At 39.7% G+C, this 20829-nt stretch carries 15 protein-coding genes; 7 read left to right on the top strand and 8 right to left on the bottom strand.

Features of this window, described 5'->3' with window-relative positions; genetic code table 11:
• The first annotated feature begins 5 nt into the window (after positions 1 to 5).
• Entirely contained in the window at positions 6 to 344 is a 339-nt protein-coding gene (fdx, locus tag F994_RS16540) for an ISC system 2Fe-2S type ferredoxin (protein WP_004651781.1), read from the top strand.
• A 75-nt stretch (positions 345 to 419) separates the two neighbouring features.
• Here fdx and F994_RS16535 read toward each other — a convergent pair whose 3' ends face one another.
• The 5 genes from F994_RS16535 to aspA form a co-directional block, all read right to left on the bottom strand.
• The gene (locus F994_RS16535) at positions 420 to 1880 is read right to left on the bottom strand and encodes an adenylate/guanylate cyclase domain-containing protein (protein WP_004651780.1); all 1461 of its coding nucleotides are present in this window, start codon (positions 1878 to 1880) and stop codon (positions 420 to 422) included.
• Positions 1881 to 1943: 63 nt separating this feature from the next.
• A complete protein-coding gene (locus F994_RS16530) occupies positions 1944 to 2378 on the bottom strand; it encodes an HIT domain-containing protein (protein WP_004651779.1) in 435 nt (144 codons plus the stop codon).
• Between the two features lie 233 nt (positions 2379 to 2611).
• Positions 2612 to 6070, bottom strand: a complete 3459-nt coding sequence (gene mfd / locus F994_RS16525; protein WP_004651778.1) for a transcription-repair coupling factor — start codon at positions 6068 to 6070, stop codon at positions 2612 to 2614.
• A gap of 144 nt (positions 6071 to 6214) precedes the next feature.
• Complete coding sequence (locus tag F994_RS16520; RefSeq protein ID WP_004651777.1) at positions 6215 to 6568, bottom strand: hypothetical protein; 354 nt, start codon at positions 6566 to 6568, stop codon at positions 6215 to 6217.
• Between the two features lie 150 nt (positions 6569 to 6718).
• Entirely contained in the window at positions 6719 to 8167 is a 1449-nt protein-coding gene (gene aspA, locus F994_RS16515; protein ID WP_004651775.1) for an aspartate ammonia-lyase, read from the bottom strand.
• Positions 8168 to 8631: 464 nt separating this feature from the next.
• Between aspA and putP the strand changes: the two genes are divergently transcribed.
• Positions 8632 to 10140, top strand: coding sequence for a sodium/proline symporter PutP (gene putP / locus F994_RS16510; protein ID WP_004651774.1), 1509 nt, complete (start codon positions 8632 to 8634; stop codon positions 10138 to 10140).
• A 67-nt stretch (positions 10141 to 10207) separates the two neighbouring features.
• Here putP and F994_RS16505 read toward each other — a convergent pair whose 3' ends face one another.
• The gene (locus F994_RS16505; protein ID WP_004651773.1) at positions 10208 to 10699 is read right to left on the bottom strand and encodes an Lrp/AsnC ligand binding domain-containing protein; all 492 of its coding nucleotides are present in this window, start codon (positions 10697 to 10699) and stop codon (positions 10208 to 10210) included.
• A gap of 118 nt (positions 10700 to 10817) precedes the next feature.
• Here F994_RS16505 and putA point away from each other — a divergent pair, with 118 nt between their 5' ends.
• The 4 genes from putA to F994_RS16485 all read left to right on the top strand — a co-directional run bounded on the left by putA (position 10818) and on the right by F994_RS16485 (position 17331).
• Positions 10818 to 14594 (top strand): trifunctional transcriptional regulator/proline dehydrogenase/L-glutamate gamma-semialdehyde dehydrogenase, encoded by a 3777-nt coding sequence (gene putA / locus F994_RS16500; RefSeq protein WP_004651772.1) that lies wholly within the window; start codon positions 10818 to 10820, stop codon positions 14592 to 14594.
• Between the two features lie 294 nt (positions 14595 to 14888).
• The gene (trmA, locus tag F994_RS16495; protein ID WP_004651771.1) at positions 14889 to 15974 is read left to right on the top strand and encodes a tRNA (uridine(54)-C5)-methyltransferase TrmA; all 1086 of its coding nucleotides are present in this window, start codon (positions 14889 to 14891) and stop codon (positions 15972 to 15974) included.
• A gap of 253 nt (positions 15975 to 16227) precedes the next feature.
• The gene (locus tag F994_RS16490) at positions 16228 to 16455 is read left to right on the top strand and encodes a hypothetical protein (RefSeq protein WP_004651770.1); all 228 of its coding nucleotides are present in this window, start codon (positions 16228 to 16230) and stop codon (positions 16453 to 16455) included.
• Between the two features lie 339 nt (positions 16456 to 16794).
• Positions 16795 to 17331: a lecithin retinol acyltransferase family protein gene (locus F994_RS16485; protein ID WP_034697321.1), complete on the top strand. Its 537-nt coding sequence runs from the start codon at positions 16795 to 16797 to the stop codon at positions 17329 to 17331.
• Between the two features lie 26 nt (positions 17332 to 17357).
• Here F994_RS16485 and F994_RS16480 read toward each other — a convergent pair whose 3' ends face one another.
• Both F994_RS16480 and F994_RS16475 read right to left on the bottom strand, forming a co-directional pair.
• On the bottom strand, positions 17358 to 18269 hold the full coding sequence (locus tag F994_RS16480) for a bestrophin family protein (protein ID WP_004651767.1): 912 nt from the start codon (positions 18267 to 18269) through the stop codon (positions 17358 to 17360).
• 119 nt (positions 18270 to 18388) lie between these two features.
• Positions 18389 to 20110 carry a glutamine--tRNA ligase/YqeY domain fusion protein gene (locus F994_RS16475; RefSeq protein ID WP_004651766.1) on the bottom strand — a complete coding sequence of 574 codons (1722 nt, stop codon included), beginning with the start codon at positions 20108 to 20110 and terminating at the stop codon, positions 18389 to 18391.
• A gap of 165 nt (positions 20111 to 20275) precedes the next feature.
• Here F994_RS16475 and F994_RS16470 point away from each other — a divergent pair, with 165 nt between their 5' ends.
• A complete protein-coding gene (locus F994_RS16470) occupies positions 20276 to 20785 on the top strand; it encodes a peptidylprolyl isomerase (RefSeq protein ID WP_004651765.1) in 510 nt (169 codons plus the stop codon).
• The last annotated feature ends 44 nt before the right edge of the window (positions 20786 to 20829 follow it).

Below are 20829 nucleotides of genomic sequence, written 5' to 3'. Positions count from 1 at the left end.
AAATCATGCCACGTATTAAAGTTCTTCCACATGCGCAAATTTGCCCTAATGGTGCTGAGTTTGAAGTTGAACAAAATGCTAATCTTTGCGAAAGCTTATTGAAAAATGGCATTAAAATTGAACACGCTTGCGATATGTCTGCTGCATGCACAACATGTCATGTTGTCGTTCGTAAAGGCTTTGACAGCTTAGATGAAATGAATGATATTGAAGCAGACTTACTTGATCGTGCTTGGGGCTTAGAACCTGATTCTCGCCTATCTTGCCAAGTGAAACTGGTCGACGAAGACTTAGAAATTGAAATACCTAAATATACCATCAATCATGCTTCTGAAAATCATTAATTGATGGTATAGGCAATAAAAAACCACGCTATAGCGTGGTTTTTTCTATCTCAATATAAGCTAAGACAAATGATTCTAGTGATATTGTTGATCTTTTTCTTCTATCACTTCGTCCTCTAAATTCAATTTTACAATACCTTGAGCATTGGTCATTTTTTGCTGTTTTTGTATGCGCTTAATCATTTTTTCTAAAACATTAAGCAGTTCTGGATATTCATAATTTTGAACTTCATCCAGATTCAACAATAAATGAAAGCCCTTATACTCATAATCAAACCAGCGCTGATAATCCGATTTACGTGAAGTATATTTTTCCATTACCTGCCAAGTATTCACTGGACCCTGAATACCTTTGAGGGTAATTGGTGCTTTAGGCGCACACAGATAATCATTTTTAATTAAATTATAAGTTTCATCAGAAATTAAAATTTCATCCACCGCAGCAGCACTTTGTAAACGCGCAGCCAAATTTGCATCACGTCCAACAATGGTATATGCCATACGATGAGCTGCACCATAATTCCCGACGTGGCAATAACCTGTACTAATCCCCATACGAATATGTAAAGCGGGATAACCCATTTTAATCCATCGTTCTCTTAATAATTTCATTTGCTGACGCATATCAATCGCCATGTCTAAACAAGTTTTTGCATCTTGTTCAACACCTTGGGAAATAGGATCACCAAAGAAAATTAAAATAGCATCGCCCATAAACTTATCGACGGTTGCTTCATATTGCTTTGCAATTTCAGTCATATGACTTAGATAGTCATTGAGTAAAAATGCCAAGTCATCTGGAATAAGCGTTTCAGAAAGCTCGGTAAATCCTTGAATATCTGAAAAGAAAATCGTCATTTTTTTTCGTTTATATTCAATTTTAGCTTCAGACTCACCCTTCATAATCGATTGCCACAATTGTAGCGGTGCATAACGGCTAAGTTGGTTCGCAAATTCCATATAACGATTCATTTGCTCATAATAATAAGCTTTACGATCGGTAATATGCTGGATTTGACTACGTTGGTAAAAACTTCCCACGCCGAAATAAGTAATTAAGCAAATAAAACCAAGGACCGTTAACTCACCCGTGGTTTGCTCAAAATACTCACCAAAACCAAAAATAAAAATATTGCACAGATAAAAAATGGCAATGCCAATTAAACTTGCCAGTGACACCATGAGGAATGAAATTTTATTACTGATTGCAGTATATAAAATGGCAAAAAATGAAAGAAAAGTCAGAACCAGATTTAAATGAATCGCAGACAAAAGAACTGAAATAATAACAATATCGATAATAAATAAGACACTGCGTTTTATTTTAGAATTATAACGGTATAGCAACCAATTCGATAACTTGGGTGTAATCAGTAAAGTAAACAGTAAGAATAAAGGAACATAAATCTGATATTTGGTATCGGATGAAGTGTAGTGATAGACAATCATGAGCAAAGACAACATGACATACCCCATCAAGCGATGAAAATATTCAAATTGTCTAGGCTCTTTTCTAATCCAGTCGTCTAGCGGCACTCAATCACTCCTAGTCCGAGTATTCACACCATATATTCCTTTATGGTTTTAAATGGTTATGAATTAGTCCATACGCCAATCAAATGGCATATCACCTTGACCACGAAGCGCGAGCATTAAAGTTTGACGCATATGCGCAAGGACTTCATTGGTATAAGGAACGGCAGGTGTTCCCCAAACTGGTTTTGGCCAAGCGACATCATTTTGGTAACGCACGACATGATGAAAATGCAACTGTGGCACCATATTGCCTAAAGCTGCAACATTCATTTTGTCTGCACGGAATACACGTGCCAGTTGGCTTGATAACCAGCTAGATTCACGTAGGAATTGTTCTTGATCGGCCTGACTTAATTCATATAATTCAGTAGTACCTGGTACACGCGGAATTAATATGAGCCACGGAAATTGCATATCATTCATTAAACGACATGTTGACAGTGGAAAGTCGCCTACAAAAAAAGTATCTTGAGCAAGTTGTGGATGCAAACTAAACATATCTTTATAAATTATGCAAAATTAGAATGATGGCTAATACTATCACATCCAATGAGACGTGAATATTCTATGCAATGTGTTTCATTACAAATAAACCACTATTTATATTGAACACCTTAGCCCCTACAAATGTAGTAAATTCCTTTAAAAAATCAAGTATTTCTTGCGCACTTTTGTGAAATTATGATCAATTTTAAATGTGAGTGCATAATATTTATGCACTCACATTCTCTTTAGTGAATTTCTTTTAATAGACTGACCAATAAATCAGAAATAAATTGAATTCTTTTTTGATAATCTTCCAACATCACCATCACTTTCAAGCGCTGCCCACCTTCCATACGGAAAAAAGTCGGATGTTTTTGCATCATTTGAATAATGCTGATGGCCTGTACCGGAGTATCGGGAGAAAATTCAATATAACCGCCATGCGAACTGATATCGACTTTGGTCATTCCCAACTGCTCTGCTTTCAAACGAATCTGATGTACAGCAAATAATTGCTTCACTGGTTGCGGTGGCACGCCAAAACGATCAATCAATTCCATGCGAATGTTATCAAGTTTGTCTTGGCTATCGGTATTACTAATACGTTTATAAAATAACAAACGTTGGTGTACGTCACCCAGATAATCATCTGGAATCAATGCCGGCATATGCAGATTAATTTCAGCGGTTAAAGAGAGTGGCGCATCAAAATTTGGCGTTTTACCTTTTTGAATGGCTTTAGTCGCCTTCTCTAGCATTTCCATATACAAACTATAGCCAATGGCCTGCATTGAACCACTTTGTTGCTCGCCCAACAGTTCACCAGCACCACGAATTTCCAAATCTTCCGTGGCAAGCATAAAGCCTGCGCCTAAATTCGATGCACGTTGAATGGCATCCAGACGTTTTTCTGCATCGCCTTTTAAGCCTTTAATAGAAGGCACAAGTAGGTAAGCATAAGCTTGATGATGTGAGCGACCAACACGACCGCGTAATTGATGCAATTGTGCCAGACCTAATTTATCCGCACGTTCAATTAAAATGGTATTGGCATTTGGAACATCAATCCCTGTTTCAATAATGGTTGAACAGACCAAGACATTATATTCTTTGTGATAGAACTGCTGCATGACCTGCTCTAACTCACGTTCGCGCATTTGCCCATGTGCCACGGCTACACGTGCTTCTGGCACCAATTGACGAATGCTTTCTGCGGCACGTTCAATGGTATCGACTTCATTATGTAAAAAATAAACCTGACCGCCACGAAGTAATTCACGCAGAACGGCTTCCTTGATCGATTCACTGGTACTTTCTTGCACAAAAGTTTTCACTGCCAAACGGCGTGCGGGTGGCGTGGCAATAATAGACAAATCACGCATGCCACTAAATGCCATATTTAAGGTACGCGGAATTGGCGTTGCAGTCAGGGTCAGCATATCGACATCGGCACGCATGGCTTTAATACGTTCTTTATCACGTACACCAAAGCGATGTTCTTCATCGACAATCATTAAACCCAAGTTTTTAAATTGAATACTTTCCTGCAAAATTTTGTGTGTCCCAATCACAATATCAACTTTACCGTCAGCCAAATCTTCAGTTGTTTTCACATGTGATTTGTTGGAACCAAAACGCGACAGCACTTCAATCCGAATTGGCCAATCGGCAAAACGGTCTTTAAAGGATTCATAATGCTGTTGCGCAAGCAAGGTGGTCGGCACTAAAACTGCCACTTGTTTATTATTTTGCACCGCTAAAAATGCAGCCCGCATAGCCACTTCTGTTTTACCAAAACCGACATCACCACAGACAAGGCGATCCATGGGTTTTGCCAATTGCATATCATGTAGTGTTGCATCAATGGCATTGGCTTGATCTAAGGTTTCTTCATAGGCAAAACCACTGGCGAATTGCATATAGGGACTTTGTTCAAGTTCAAAAGCAAAACCGGGTTTAGCTTGACGACGCGCTTGAATATGCAACAGCTCAGCAGCAACATCATGTATTTGTTCCAAGGCTTTACGCTTTGCTTTATTCCAAGTATCGGTACCTAATTTATGTAAAGGTGCTAAATCAGGATCGCCGCCACTATAACGACTAATCAGATGTAAATTGGTGACAGGAACATACACTTTGGCCGCATCAGCATAATCGAGTTGTAAAAACTCATGGTCTTGATCATCAATACTTAAGGTGACCAAACCTGCATAACGCCCCACGCCATAATCAATATGTACCACCGGTGCGCCAATACTCAGCTCCGTTAAACTACGGATGAGAAACTCTTCGGATACTTCTTGCTGACGTTTACGACGGCGTTGTACCACGCGATGTTCATACAGCTGATTTTCAGAAATTACCGTAAGGTGATTCGGGATCACCAAACCACGATCCAGTGGTGCACTGGTAATGGCTATGGCATGTAATGATTTTCTAAAGTCAGCAAAATTTTCCACATTGGGGATATCCCCAAGCGTTGGTCTTAAAGCATCTTTTAAAGTTTCACGGCGACCTGCACTTTCAGCAACCAAAAGCACAGGGTGATTGGCAGCATCAATATATTTCTTCACTGCCGAAAAAGGTTTTTCTTGTTTTGGATCCACAGGCAAACGCGGAGGCAATTCAGTGTTCAGATTCAGAACACCTGTTTTTTCGACAAACTCTTCTGATGATTCAATAATTCTTGCAAAATGATTGAGTTGTTCCAAGACCTGATTGGGCTGTAAGAAAATTTCCTCTGGCGATAAAATAGGATGATCAACATTATGACGACGGTCTTCATAACGTCGCACCACATCCTTCCAGAAGTTGCTTAACCCTTCATCCAACGACTTATCTGTAATGACAATGCCATTCTTTGGTAAGTACGCCATGAGCGTACTTTGAGTTGCCATGGCTTCTTTACTAAAAAATAAAGGAAAATAAAACTCAAGCCCCGGAGATGCAATACCCTCTAAAACATCTTGATAAACTGGATTTTTCTTTGGATTTGCAGTCGGAAAAATTTCTGCATAACGATCACGAAAAGTCGCACGCCCTTCTTTAAGGGGAAATTCTTTGGCAGGTAATACCGAAAACTGCGTTAAGTTTTGCGTTGTTCTTTGTGTTTCAGGATCAAAGAACTTTAGACTCTCAATTTCATCATCAAATAAATCGATCCGAATAGGCGCACTTTGCCCAGACGCATAGATATCCATAATGCTACCGCGTACAGCAAATTCGCCATGATCATAAACGGTATCGACCAAATGATAACCCGCTTGCACCAAGCGAAGTTTTTGTTGTTCTAATTCAAACTTTTGTCCGACTTTAATATCAAAGTGCTCACCTAACACCCACGACGTTGGTGCGACCCGTTGTACTAAGGTCGATGCAGACAAAAGCAACACACCAGACTGTGGCATATTGGATAAAATCGACAACCGCTCTGACACAATATCTTGATGTGGCGATAAACGGTCATACGGCAGAATTTCCCAATCGGGGAAAATCGTCGGTTTTATGCCATAAAACTCTAATTCACTTTCCAACTGACCTAAATGCTGATTATTTTTGGCAATAACAATGAATAATTGCTTACTTTGCGTGGCAATTTCTTTGAACAACAAAGATGCAGATGAGCCTTGTAGATTACCGACCCAGCGTTTCTCGCCTGCTTTTAATTGTTGTAGATTGAGTTGGGAAATTTCTTGTTGGAACATGTATATAGCTTTTGGTCTAAATCACATAAGCAATATATTAGCATGTGTAATTTTTCGGTTGAGTTATTTTTATATCCGACGCCATTTTTCACCCAAATCCTTTTGGATGCTTAAGATCTCATTTACGCAAAGCTTATTTTTTCATTATTTTTCGCGCAAAAACTGTCGATAATAGTCATTTAACTTTTGAATAATCTGCTTCAGTTGCAATAAATTTTCTTCAGTATTGCCTAAACGTGCTACAAAGCGTTGATTGGCAATTTCAAGGTCAATTTTTTCATTGATAATCATGGCAGTGCAATATAGTTTTTTTAAATCGTCAAAATGACTTAATTTCCGATTTGAAAAATAAGCCAAGCGTTCTGAAAGTTCATTGACCACAATACCATCGACGATATAACCCTGCACTTGGTCAAACTGAATATTCTGTTGCTGTAAAAACAGTTGTTCAGCGGATTCTTTTGAACTTTTAAATAGTCCAGCGAGTTTATTCAACATAAGCATTACAAATATTAAAAATCCGGCCTATTTTAACCTGAGCTGCTGTCTATGCACGACTATTTTTCATAAAAAAGGGCAGCGACTAAAGTCACTACCCTTTATCACCACTTAATAGCTATTCACAGAATTAGATGTTGCATCCAAAACTTAGCTTACCTGTGCTAACGACTCGTGTACTGCTGTAACTTCTGAAACCAAATTACTAAACGAAAAGATTTCATCTAGCTGCTCTTGAGTCAGTAACGCTTGCTCTAACACCACTTGTTGAATGGTTTTATTTTCAGCAATACATTGCTTACCAATTTCATCACATTTCGCATGCCCTAAAATAGGGTCTAATAAAGTGACAATGCCCACACTACGCATGACCGCGTCATAACAGACTTGTTCGTTGGCTTGAATACCTTGAATACATTTATCATCTAAGCTTTTAACGGCTTGTGTGAGTAATTCAATTGATTCATTAATTGCAATAGCAATGACGGGTTCCATGACATTTAACTGTAATTGCCCTGCTTCCGCAGCCAGTGTCACCGTTAAATCATTGCCAATCACTCTATATGCAATTTGGTTGACCACTTCAGGAATCACGGGATTAATTTTTGCAGGCATAATGGATGAGCCTGCTTGTAATTCAGGTAAACGTATTTCAGCTAAGCCGGTACGCGGCCCAGAACTTAATAGGCGTAAGTCATTACAGATTTTTGAAAGTTTAACGGCAAGGCGTTTCAGCGTGCTTGATAAAATAATAAACACACCACAGTCACTGGTCGCTTCAACATAGTCTTCCGCGCCAATTAAATTCAAGCCAGTAATTTTACTTAAAGCTTGAACCGCTTCATACGCATAGCCCTTCGGTGTATTTATTCCTGTGCCAATTGCTGTCGCACCTAAATTCACTTCCAATAAAAACTCACGTGTACGCTGAATCAAACGTATATCTTCTTTTAACAACGTCGCAAAAGCGCGAAATTCTTGTCCCAAAGTCATCGGAACGGCATCTTGTAATTGGGTCCGCCCCATTTTTAAAACAAACTGAAACTCTGCAACCTTTATATGTAGTGTATCAATCAATTTTTGAATCTGAATTAACAGATCATCCAAACTATAATAAGTCGCTAAACGCAAAGCTGTGGGATAGACATCATTGGTCGATTGCGATTTATTAACATGATCATTCGGATGGATATGTTCATATTGACCTTTCTGAAAACCTAAGTGTTCTAAGGCAATATTTGCTAATACTTCATTGCTGTTCATATTAATCGAGGTTCCCGCACCACCTTGATAAACATCTAAGGGAAAAGCAGTACTCCATTGCTCTGGAAACTCGATTAATTCATTACAAGCAAATTGTATGGCTTGACTCACTTGCTCAGAAATTTTGCTAAATTTCAAATTGGTTTGCGCTGAAGCCTTTTTGACTTGTGCTAAAGCACGAATAAAATGAGGATGAGTTCCTACTTTTTGATTAGAGATTTGAAAATTCTCTAAAGCACGTAAAGTATGAATACCGTAATAGCATGCCGCTGGAACTTCCTTCGCTCCTAATAAATCACGCTCTATTCTTGTATAATCGAGTTGAACCGTAGACACTTTAAATATACTCACATTGTATGCACTAGAACCGTGCGATATAAGAAATCCTAAACCTTTGTTTTATTTTGAATACAGTAAAAAGAGCGTTATTTAGCAATACTCTATAATCAAGTACAGCCACTTTGTAGCGTTTGTAACAACGTGTAATATTGTTGGTTATATTCAATTTTTCTCATTAAAAATGAAACGCAAGACTCTTTTAGACTGATTCTAAATTTACAGTAATTAAATATGCCCAAAAGAGGAATGGCATTTAACATCATGTTTATCATTTATTCATTTTATAATCTTTTCTTCAATTGTATCTAGAAATACATTTCGCTACATAACTCGCTATTAAATCCCCCTGAAATGTAACGGAACGTAATTTTAATTCTGTGCTTGAATCAGCTCCTTACAGGATATGGATAAAAATTCATCTTATTGCACAGATGCATTTATAAGGAAATAAGGATGAGCGTATGAGTCAACTAAACCCCACATTAATCACATTTATTTTTTATATCATTGCCATGGTCGGAATTGGGCTATATGCCTATAAAGCCACGACAGATTTTTCAGATTACATTCTCGGTGGCCGTAGTTTAGGCAGCGTCGTCACCGCCCTTTCTGCCGGTGCATCAGATATGAGTGGTTGGCTCTTGATGGGTCTCCCCGGAGCAATCTATCTTTCAGGCTTATCTGAAGCTTGGATTGCCATAGGACTGGTTATTGGCGCATGGCTCAATTGGTTCTTGGTTGCAGGTCGTTTACGTGTTCATACCGAAATTCAAAATAATGCATTAACGCTTCCAGATTACTTCACCAGTCGTTTTGGTGATCGTAAGCGTGTTTTACGTCTTATTTCGGCAGTCGTCATTCTAATTTTCTTTGCAATTTACTGTGCTTCAGGCATGGTTGCTGGTGCACGCCTGTTTGAAAGCCTCTTTGGCTGGAATTACACCACTGCACTGTGGATTGGCGCAATTGCGACCATCACCTATGTTTGTATTGGTGGCTTTCTTGCAATCAGTTGGACCGATACCTTCCAAGCTGGATTAATGATTTTTGCCCTGCTGCTTGCGCCAATTATGACTTACATTGCCATTGGCGATAATGCGCAGCAAGTGACAACGGTCATTGAATCTGTTCGCCCACTGGCACATAACCTGCTCTCAGATTTAAGTGTGGTCGCCATTTTATCTTCTATGGCATGGGGCTTAGGCTATTTTGGTCAGCCACATATCCTTGTCCGCTTTATGGCAGCAGACTCTGTTAAATCAATTCCAGCAGCACGCCGCATTGGCATGACATGGATGATTCTTTGCTTAAGCGGTGCAGTTGCTGTTGGCTACTTAGGTATTGCTTACTTCAACATCCACCCAGAACATGCGGCAATCGTGACAGCCAATCCTGAAACCGTATTCATGGAATTGACTAAAATTTTGTTCAACCCATGGATTACAGGCATTATTTTGGCTGCTATTTTAGCGGCGGTAATGAGTACATTAAGCTGTCAGCTTTTGGTGTGTTCAAGCGCATTAACTGAAGATTTATATAAAGCATTTCTACGCAAAAATGCTTCACAAAAGGAATTAGTTTGGGTTGGTCGTTTCATGGTATTAGCGATTGCAGTTCTAGCAATTGTTCTAGCAAGCAATCCTGACAGTAAGGTTTTAGGCTTAGTGGCTTATGCATGGGCAGGTTTTGGTGCTGCATTTGGTCCACTCATCATCTTATCTTTGTTCTGGAAACGGATGACTTTAAACGGCGCGATTGTCGGAATTATTGTCGGTGCGGTAACCGTTATTGTGTGGAAAAACACCATGGCGAGCACTGGGCTCTATGAAATTATTCCCGGTTTTATTCTTTCATTCATCAGCATCATCGTGGTCAGCTTACTAGAAAAAGCGCCACCTGCTGAAGTGATCCAGCGTTTTGAACAAGCCGATGAGTTGTATAAAAAAGAAATGGCTGAATTGAAGAAGTAAACATCCTTCATCTTAAAGCTTAGATAAATTTCCAACTTTATAAGGGGCTTAGGCCCCTTTATTGTTTTTATTTTTGTGGTTTGTTTTTCAGATGAATTTTAGAACTTTCTTTAATCACTTCCATCACCGGATAACTTCGGGTCTCTTTTACCCCCGGAAGTTGCCACAATACCTGCCCCGAAATCCTACGGAACTCTTCCATATTGGCACAGCGAATTTTCACCACAAAATCAAAACCCCCACTAATCATGTGACATTCCACAATTTCTGGATATTGTATCACTGCATCAGAAAATTCCTCTAAAACATTCGGTGTGGTTTTATCCAATAAAATTTCCACAAAAACCACAAAACTGGCATTTAGCATTTCAGGATTTAGCTTTGCTTCATAGCCCAAAATGAAGCCATCTTTCGTCAATTTTTGCACGCGTGCCAAAGCAGCAGTCGCGGATAAATTAACCATTTCGGCCAGTTTTATATTTGAAATTCGACCATCATTTTGCAGAATATCTAAAATTTTGATATCTGTTCTGTCCAATGTAAAAATCGGGCTTGTCATCTGAATTATTCTCTAAAATGAACCAAGATTATAGTGAGTTATTCGGTCTTATTTCTGTAATGATAAATTATATAAGGTATTTCACTCAACAAAAATTTGAGCATTACAGGACGTTGACATGAATATGATGGATACAGAAACCCGCTTCGGCGAAGAAAAAGCTCATTCTGAGTATATGACTGAATTCAAAGAAAAGAATGATTATGAAGTTAAGATTAATACTGCTTGGCGCCGTGCCGAGCCTCAATCTGTTGAAAACCTGCTTGAACATAGTCAAATTTCTGCCGAATTAAATCAACGTATTTACGATCTCGCATTTAACCTCGCGCACACACTACGTGAGCGTAAAAGCTCTGCGGGTAAAGCAGGTATCGTTCAAGGTTTATTACAAGAATTTTCATTGTCCTCTCAAGAAGGCATTGCGCTGATGTGTTTGGCTGAAGCCTTACTGCGGATTCCAGACAGTGCAACCCGTGACCTGCTTATTCGTGACAAAATTAATCAAGGCAATTGGAAAGAACACCTCGGTCAAAGTAACCTGATGTTTGTCAATGCCGCAGCTTGGGGCTTAATGCTTACCGGCAAATTAATGGAAACCCCTAAAGAAAATAGCTTATCAAGTGTACTGACGGGTCTCTTAGCACGTAGTGGTCGCGGCATTATCCGTAAAGCCGTAGATGTGGCTATGCGTATGATGGGCGAACAGTTTGTGACGGGTGAAACCATTCAAGAGGCACTCGAACATGCAGAACCGTTAGAAGATAAAGGCTTCCGTTATTCTTATGATATGTTGGGTGAAGCCGCGCTGACTGAACACGATGCTGAACGCTATTATCAAGATTATAGCGATGCCATTCATGCGATTGGTAAAGCATCAAAAGACAAAGATGTTTACGATGGCCCGGGCATCTCAATCAAGCTTTCTGCGCTACATCCGCGCTATCAACGTGCGCAAATTGAGCGTGTGCATCATGAGCTTTATCCAAAAGTGCTTCAATTGGCGCAGTTGGCAAAACAATACAACATTGGGCTAAATGTTGATGCAGAAGAATCTGAACGTTTAGAAATTTCTTTAGAACTTCTAGAGCGCCTATGTTTTGAACCGACGCTTGCCGACTGGAAAGGCATTGGCTTTGTCATTCAAGCCTATCAAAAACGCTGTTTCTACGTGGTCGACTATGTGGTTGATTTAGCAAAACGTAGCCAAAAACGCTTGATGATCCGCTTGGTCAAAGGCGCATATTGGGATAGCGAAATTAAGAAAGCTCAAATTGAAGGAATGAACGACTATCCTGTGTTTACACGTAAAGTTCACACCGATTTGTCTTACATTGCCTGTGCAAAAAAATTGTTAGCAGCACCCGAGCAAATTTATCCTCAATTCGCAACGCATAATGCGCAAACACTGGCAACGATTTACCATTTGGCAGATCCAAAGCAATACTATGTTGGTCAATATGAGTTCCAGTGCTTACATGGCATGGGTGAACCGCTGTATGAACAAGTGGTAGGTAAAAAGCAAGATAAAAAACTCGGTGTGCCTTGTCGTATTTATGCACCTGTGGGCAATCATGAAACACTACTGGCTTATCTGGTACGACGTTTACTAGAAAATGGTGCCAATACATCTTTCGTCAATCGTATTGCGGATAAAACATTAGAAATTAGTGATCTCATTGAAAATCCACATACCGAAATTCTGAAAAATGCCGAAAAAGAAACACAAATTGGTCAAAAACATCCCTCTATTCCTCTAGCACAAGACTTATACGGCGATCTTCGTCCCAATTCTGCCGGTCTAGACCTAGCCAATGATCAGGATTTAATTGTACTGAATCAAACGGCGCAGAAGTTAAATCAACATCAATGGCAAGCCCAAGCCTTAGGTAAAAACTTAAGCATTGAAAATATCCCTCAGAATGAAAGCCTGCAAAGTTTAGCCATTGTTAATCCTGCAAGTAATTCAGATATCGTGGGTCATGTGCAAGAAGCCACAGCAACTCAAGTGAATCAAGCACTTGAAAATGCCGTAAATGCACAATCTGAATGGAGCAATACAGCAAAAAATGCCCGTGCGGCTTGTTTGCAACGTGCAGCAGATATTATGCAATCACGTTTGCCCGAGCTGATGATTTTACTCTGCCGTGAAAGTGGTAAAACCTATTCCAACGCCATTGCAGAAGTCCGCGAAGCAATCGATTTTCTACGCTATTATGCAGCACAGGTCATTGATTTAGAAAATGATACAATCATTGAACCACTGGGCACGGTGTTATGTATTAGTCCGTGGAATTTCCCCTTAGCCATTTTTGCCGGTCAAATTTCTGCTGCATTGGTTGCAGGTAATACCGTGATTGCAAAACCTGCTGAACAAACCCCACTCATTGCCGCAGAAGCAATCAAAATACTCTGGCAAGCAGGCATTCCAAACGATGTCGTACAACTTTTACCAGGACAAGGCGAAACCGTTGGCGCTCAATTAAGTAGCGATGCTCGTATTCAAGGCATCATGTTTACTGGCTCAACTGAAGTTGCCAAAATTTTACAAAAAACACTTGCACAGCGCCTAAGCAGCTCAGGTCAATCTGTTCCCTTAATTGCGGAAACCGGTGGTCAAAATGCGATGATTGTTGACTCCTCGGCATTAACTGAACAAGTGGTTTTAGATGTGGTCAGCTCGGCTTATGACAGTGCTGGTCAACGCTGTTCAGCGCTGCGTGTTTTATGTGTGCAAGAAGATAATGCCGATAGCGTCATCACCATGCTAAAAGGTGCCATGCGACAACTACGGGTTGGCAATCCATTCTTATTAAAAACAGATATTGGTCCAGTCATTGATTTAGAGGCGCAAAACAATATTCAAAAACATATTGATCAAATGCGTGCCAAAGGTCATCCAGTGCATCAATTCATGTTCAATCCTGAACACGATTCAAGCTTAGCCGAAGGTACATTTATTCCACCGACTTTGATTGAGCTACCGAATTTAAATGATTTGCAACGCGAAGTTTTTGGTCCAGTCTTGCATGTCATCCGTTACAAATATGGCCAATTAGAACAGTTACTTCAGCACATTAATGCCAAAGGTTATGGCTTAACCATGGGCTTACATACCCGTATTGATGAAACGATTCAAACCGTGATTGCGCATGCAGAAGTCGGCAACTTATATATTAATCGTAATATTGTCGGTGCTGTGGTCGGAGTTCAGCCTTTTGGTGGTGAAGGTCTATCAGGTACAGGCCCTAAAGCCGGTGGACCAATTTATCTTTACCGCTTAATGCAAAGCTGTTCAGCAAAAAAACTGGCCATCCCTTTTGCCACTCAAGCCACCAAAACCCAGCCAGCACATCAACCTTTATATGAGATCTTTTACACGTGGGCAGAAAAGAATTTCCCTCAATATAAACTGAATCCATCCCCTGCGTTCTGTTCTGGTCATCATTATGAATTACAAGGCCCTACAGGAGAGAGTAATCAATATGTGGTGTTGCCGAGAAAACGTGTCCTCTCTTTAGCCGATCAAGAGCAGGATCAGATCCAGCAATTGTGTGCAATTTTTGCGGTAGGCAGTCAACCGACGGTGCTTGCAGAAAATACTTTCGTGCTGAAATATTTGCAAAAAATGCCAAAAGAAATCGCGAGCAATTTCTCTATCATCCAAAATATTGAAACGGATCAATTTGATGCAGTGTTACATCATGGAACCAAAGTGGAACTACAAAAGCTGCAAAGCAAAATTGCTGCCCGTAAAGGTGCGATTATTGGCGTCACGCACTTAGAACCACTTAGTCATGACATTCCTTTAGAACGCTTTGTCATTGAACGGGCGATCAGTATTAATACCGCAGCGGCGGGAGGAAATGCCAGCCTAATGACACTCACGCAAAGCTAAAAATTAACATTTAGCCCCTATAACTAAATGTCTTTTCCTTTTCAGCCAAGTCGACTACTCCCTAATCTCGTTGACTTGGCTATTTTTTTATAAATGGATCAACCTGCATTAAGCTGGTTTTGATCCGCCTGTTGCAAAAGTACTTTTAACGCTCATAAATAAGATCAACTAAAGATTCAAGCAAAACACCTGTTCACACGATATTTCTACTGCTTAATTGGGAATAAGTTTAGTCATCTTATGCAAACTTTGTTACCATCCCTGTTTTCAATGTGTTTGTGATTTTTACTGCATATGACTTCAGCTTATCAGTTACAACTTGATGCCAAGATTGCACGTATTTCTGCTCAATTTGCCGAATTTAATCCCCCTTCTTTAGAAGTGTTTCAGTCGCCTGAACAAAACTTCCGTATGCGTGCAGAATTTCGTATTTGGCATACTGAAGATGATATGTTCTATGCCATGTTTGAACGCAATGAAGACGACAAACAAAAAACCGTTGTTCGTATAGATGAATTCCCGATTGCAGATCAAAGCATTAACGATTTAATGCCAAAACTATTGGCAGCTTTAAAAGCAAATCCTATTTTGGAAGCGCGTTTATTTGAAGCACATTTTCTGGCAACGTTAAGCGGTGAAGTGCTGGTTTCACTCATCTACCACCGTAAACTTGAACAAGAGTGGGAAGTTGCTGCCAAAGCTTTAGCCGAACAACTTAACATTAAGTTGATTGGTCGTAGTCGCGGTGTAAAATTCGTCTTGTCTGATGAGTATGTGGTTGAAGAACTCCAAGTTTTTGACCGTACTTATAAATACAAACAAATCGAAAGTAGCTTCACACAGCCGAATGCGCAAGTGTGCCAAAAGATGCTGGAATGGGCATGTAATGCTGCTGAACAGTCAGATAAAGACTTACTTGAGCTGTACTGTGGTAATGGTAATTTTACCCTACCGCTTTCAACCAAGTTCAAGCGTGTACTGGCGACAGAACTGGCTAAATCATCGGTTTATGCTGCACAGTGGAATATTGAACAAAACCAAATTGACAATATTCAAGTTGCACGTCTATCAGCGGAAGATTTCACTCAAGCCTATAATGGTGAACGTGAGTTCCGTCGCTTACAAGAAGCCAATATCGACATCTCAAGCTATGATTTCGACACTGTTTTTGTTGATCCGCCACGTGCAGGTATTGATGATGAAACCTTAAAGTTGATTCAACGCTTTGAACGCATCATTTATATCTCTTGTAACCCTGATACATTACAAGACAATTTAAAAACTTTATCCCAAACGCACAAAATCACCAAGTTTGCGATGTTTGACCAATTCCCATACACCCATCATGTAGAATCAGGCGTACTGCTCGAAAAAATTTAAACAATTTATTTCGCTGTAAGAAAGCTTATTTTTTATATTCTGATGAAGCTCAATTGAGCTTCATTTTTTTATTAAAATAAAAATCAGTAACTTATAAATATTTTCAAATAGTCAATGTCATAATACCGTTAAACTTCTCTGCTACTATCGGAAAATTTACTGTTCGATTGCTGCTTTTATCGCTTGAGTAGACTTGTTTTATTTACCAGATTGGCTATATTTCGAACTATATTAAGTCGTGTATGAAGGCTCTATGAGTTTTTGGCAAAAGCTGTTTTCTGCTAATCAACAGCAAAACGAACAGAAAAATCAAATTTCTTGTGTCGAAAATGATTGCTCTTGTAAATCCAATGAACAACTGATTCAAGCTTTAGCAAAAGCGACAGATGAAGAAGTCATCATTGGAATTAAAAAGGTTTTAGCTTCGCGAGGTTATAGCCGTAAAGAGTTAAATGAACTACAGCATCTACCACTCCAATAGTAGAATCTGACAAAAAGCATTTAGATTATCTAAATGCTTTTTTATTTGTCGATACGCTAGATTTATCTTTAAGCTTTATCCCTTCACTTCTCTCTTGGCTACTGACGCTTAGTCAAACGAATGTGATGCATCTTGAGCATTGCATTTAAACATCACTCTACTTACTCAGTCCCCATGAGGCGATGGCTTTTTACCTATACGCTTGCAGAAGCAATATGGGGCGTTCTGAATAAAAGCAGAACAAATTTATTCAACCGAATGAAATATTCGATTCTTTCATACAGAAACAGTAAACTACATCAACAATATACACTTGTAACTTTATGGGCTAAGCGTACGATGCGGCAGCAGAAAACACGATTTCCTTTAGGGACACATCTGATCGTCAAACATTGGGGATACTCTCATCATGGCATTTATGCAGGACGTGGTCGGGTCATTCATTATTCAGGTTTTGCACATTTATTCAAAAAACGCCCGATTGAAATCACATCGCTGGAAAAATTCAGTTTTGGTAAAACCATTATTGTTCAAAGCTATACCCAGCCAAAATTTGTCGGTCGTAAAGTGGTTCGTCGTATGCGTTCACGCATGCATGAAAACAGCTATCATCTGATTATGAATAACTGTGAACATTTATGCACTTGGGCCATTACAGGTGTAGAAAGCAGCCCACAAGTGATTCGTATGATGAATCGTCTCACCACCATTGGCTATGTCAGCTCAATTATGAGTTATATGAACAGTATGCTATTGACTGTCACCACCACCTGTTTTGCCTTGGTTTTGTATATCAAGAAGAAATTACGCGATAAAGCCAAACATAAAAATATAGATTATTTATTTTTAAAAGATGATAAACATAAAAATCCGTAATTTGAGTTCTGGCAAATATAAATTTTTTAAATCAAATTACCTTTATGCGCAACAATCACGGGCGGCAAGTCTTCACCCAATGAACTCAGCATTTCCCGCTCTATGTTGCGTACCATCGAATCTAAAGCCAAATCATTTTCCTGAATGCCAAAGGGTTCTTCCAACTCTGCACTTAAGGCATCTAAACCTAAAAACAAGTAAGCAATCAGCGCGACAATGACAGGAGTCCAAACCCCTAAACTGGATTCAAGACTAAACGGCAGAATAAAGCAAAATGAATACACTGCACGATGTAGCAACACAGAATATGAAAATGGCAGCGGTGTAGATGAAATTCGGTCACAACCTGCATGAATATCGCCAATCGCAACAGTATGCTTGGTTAATGTACTATAAATAACATCGGTGATCTCAGCGCGTTTATAAATACCGACTAAATCTTTTTGAGTGATTTCCAATACATATTGCGGTGGGTTCATATGGTCACTCAGCACCTGCCATTGCTGCTGTGTCAATTGTACATGTGGCTGATAATGCTCAAATGAATGCGTCTGTTTACGTAGCCGATCACGTAATAAATGAGTAAACAGCATGATACGGTAAATCAATACTTCACGCGGTTGATCATCTAACACATAAGTATCCCGTATCATATGTCGTGAATTGGCAATTAAAGCCCCCCACAACTTACGTCCTTCCCACCAACGCTCATAACACGCAGTATTTCTAAAGCTTAGAAAGATCGATAAGATCACCCCAAAAACAGTAAAACCTATCGCAGGAACTTCTGGCACCGAAACATAATGATTCTTCGACAAATAAACCAAAGTCGTCGAGATCAGTACCACCATCATCAGTGCAGGAAAAACTTTAGGCAGAATTGTGCCGTGCCAAGCAAACAGCAATGCAAAACTATTGGTTTTATCTCGAATAATCACGGCAAGTCCTTATTAATCTGCATGAAAAAGCCCAACCTAAGTTGAGCTTTTATGGCTTATTTCAGCATAGTGGCATTCGCATTGAATGCCAATCTTTTACTAGAAATATCCTGCTTTGGTTATTTGCCTGGTTTAAAACTATCTTTTAAATCCAAAATACGGTTAAACACAGGTTTGTCGCTGGTATGATCATATTGATCCGCAACGAAATAACCTTCACGTTCAAACTGGAAACGATCTTCAGGTTGCGCTTGTGCCAATGCAGGTTCAATCACAGCTTGAAGTACCGTTAAAGAATCTGGGTTTAAGTTCGCCAAGAAATCATCATCGGCATCTGGTGCAGCTTCAGTAAATAAACGGTCGTAAACACGAACTTCAGCAGCAATACCTTTTTCCGCAGAAACCCAATGCACCACCCCTTTCACTTTACGCCCTTCAGGGTTTTTACCTAAAGTTTCAGGGTCAATTGAACATTTCAGCTCAATCACTTCACCGTTTGCATCTTTAATCACTTCATCGCACTTAATCACATAAGCATGACGTAAACGTACTTCACCTTCAGGCGTTAAACGTTTAAAGCCTTTCGGTGGCACTTCTTCGAAATCTTTACGATCGATATAAATTTCTTTCGATAAAGGAATAATACGCTCGCCCATGTCGACATTTGGATGGCGCGAATGCGTTAAATCCATATCTTCAGGAAGATTGGTTAATGTCACTTTAAGCGGGTTTAACACGGCCATACCACGTGCAGCGGTATTTTCCAGTGATTGACGAATACAGAACTCAAGCATTGCTACATCGACAATACCATCAGTTTTCGACACGCCTACACGCTTACAGAAATCACGCAAACCTTCCGCAGTAAAACCACGACGGCGCATACCAACAACAGTTGGCATACGTGGATCATCCCAACCATGAACATGACCACCTTCTACCAACTTACGAAGCTTACGTTTAGAGGTGATGGTGTAATCAATATTTAAGCGACTCGATTCGTACTGACGTGGAACGGCTTCAGATTTAACTTTCTCTACTACCCAATCATAGAATGGACGGTGATCTTGGAATTCAAGCGTACACAGTGAATGGGTAATGCCTTCAATCGCATCAGATAATGGATGAGCATAGTCATACATTGGGTACATTTTCCATGTATCACCTGTTTGATGATGCTCAGAATGAAGTACACGATACAAAATCGGGTCACGCATATGCACGTTTGGAGAAGCCATATCAATTTTGGCACGTAGCACCGCTTGACCTTCACCCAACTCGCCATTATTCATTTGAGTAAAACGTGCAAGATTTTCTTCCACACTTACATCACGATAAGGTGAGTTTTTCCCCAATTCAACAAAATTACCACGGTTTAAACGAATTTCTTCAGGTGATTGCAAATCGACATAAGCATCACCTTGATTGATTAATTGAATTGCCCACGTATGCAGTTGGTCAAAATAGCTTGATGCATAGCGCGGTTCGCCATTCCAGTCAAAACCTAACCATTTTACATCGTTGGCAATCCCATCAACATATTCTTGTTCTTCTGCATCAGGATTGGTGTCGTCAAAACGCAGATTACATACGCCATCAAATTCTTGTGCAATACCAAAGTTCAGACAAATGGCTTTGACATGACCAATATGTAAATAACCATTTGGTTCTGGTGGGAAACGTGTCACCACCTGCTTTGTACGACCTGCTGCTAGATCTTCGGTAATGACTTGGCGTACAAAGTCTAAGCCCGGCTGTTGTTCTTGCTGCGCAGCATCGACAGATTGAGTATTAGTTGTCGGGTTATTTGGCAGGGATGAAACAACATCATTCGGCTTCATAGTTGATAAATCACTTCTATAAGATAAAATAGGATAATTAAAACGCGATTCTCGTTTTTTAACAAAGAAAGTCGCGTTTTTGCTTGCCTTGTAGTTTACAGTTTGCTTATGCTTCTCTCAACCAAAAACCCATGGCTTTTTTGTCCATGATCAGGAGATTATAAAATGAGTTTTCCTCAAGTCGAATTAAACACCAATAAAGGACGTATTGTTCTTGAACTTAACTCAGAAAAAGCACCTATTACTGTTGCTAACTTCTTAGAATACGTTCGTGATGGTTTTTATGATGGCGTAATTTTCCACCGTGTGATTGACGGTTTCATGATCCAAGGCGGTGGCATGGATGAAAATTTCAAAGAAAAAGCAACTCGCGATTCTATTGAAAATGAAGCCGACAATGGCTTAAAAAATGACTTAGGCACAATTGCAATGGCGCGTACTCAAGCTCCACATTCTGCATCTGCTCAATTCTTCATTAACGTTGGTAACAACGCGTTCCTTAACCACTCTGGCAAAACTGCACAAGGTTGGGGTTATGCTGTATTTGGTAAAGTGACTGAAGGTCTAGACATCGTTAACGAAATTAAAGGTGTTCGCACTGGCAACCGTGGTTACCATGCTGACGTTCCTTTAGAAAATGTTGTAATCGAATCTGCTAAAATTATTGCTGAATAATTTTAAATCCTCCCCAGCCCTCCTTTGATAAAGGAGGGAGCTAG

The sequence above is a fragment of the Acinetobacter bohemicus ANC 3994 genome (assembly GCF_000367925.1).
GTDB classification, from domain to species: domain Bacteria; phylum Pseudomonadota; class Gammaproteobacteria; order Pseudomonadales; family Moraxellaceae; genus Acinetobacter; species Acinetobacter bohemicus.
The sequence above is the reverse complement of the archived record's forward strand: the minus strand, read 5'-3'. Positions and strand labels throughout refer to the sequence as shown.

Excerpts from the sequence above, each read along its gene's own strand:
- F994_RS16470 (WP_004651765.1), top strand. The coding sequence starts at position 20,276 with ATGAGTTTTCCTCAAGTCGAATTAAACACCAATAAAGGACGTATTGTT.
- F994_RS16520 (WP_004651777.1), bottom strand. The coding sequence starts at position 6,568 with ATGTTGAATAAACTCGCTGGACTATTTAAAAGTTCAAAAGAATCCGCT.
- trmA (WP_004651771.1), top strand. The coding sequence starts at position 14,889 with ATGACTTCAGCTTATCAGTTACAACTTGATGCCAAGATTGCACGTATT.
- putA (WP_004651772.1), top strand. The coding sequence starts at position 10,818 with ATGAATATGATGGATACAGAAACCCGCTTCGGCGAAGAAAAAGCTCAT.
- mfd (WP_004651778.1), bottom strand. The coding sequence starts at position 6,070 with ATGTTCCAACAAGAAATTTCCCAACTCAATCTACAACAATTAAAAGCA.
- F994_RS16485 (WP_034697321.1), top strand. The coding sequence starts at position 16,795 with ATGCGGCAGCAGAAAACACGATTTCCTTTAGGGACACATCTGATCGTC.
- F994_RS16505 (WP_004651773.1), bottom strand. The coding sequence starts at position 10,699 with ATGACAAGCCCGATTTTTACATTGGACAGAACAGATATCAAAATTTTA.
- F994_RS16475 (WP_004651766.1), bottom strand. The coding sequence starts at position 20,110 with ATGAAGCCGAATGATGTTGTTTCATCCCTGCCAAATAACCCGACAACT.
- F994_RS16490 (WP_004651770.1), top strand. The coding sequence starts at position 16,228 with ATGAGTTTTTGGCAAAAGCTGTTTTCTGCTAATCAACAGCAAAACGAA.
- F994_RS16530 (WP_004651779.1), bottom strand. The coding sequence starts at position 2,378 with ATGTTTAGTTTGCATCCACAACTTGCTCAAGATACTTTTTTTGTAGGC.
- putP (WP_004651774.1), top strand. The coding sequence starts at position 8,632 with ATGAGTCAACTAAACCCCACATTAATCACATTTATTTTTTATATCATT.
- fdx (WP_004651781.1), top strand. The coding sequence starts at position 6 with ATGCCACGTATTAAAGTTCTTCCACATGCGCAAATTTGCCCTAATGGT.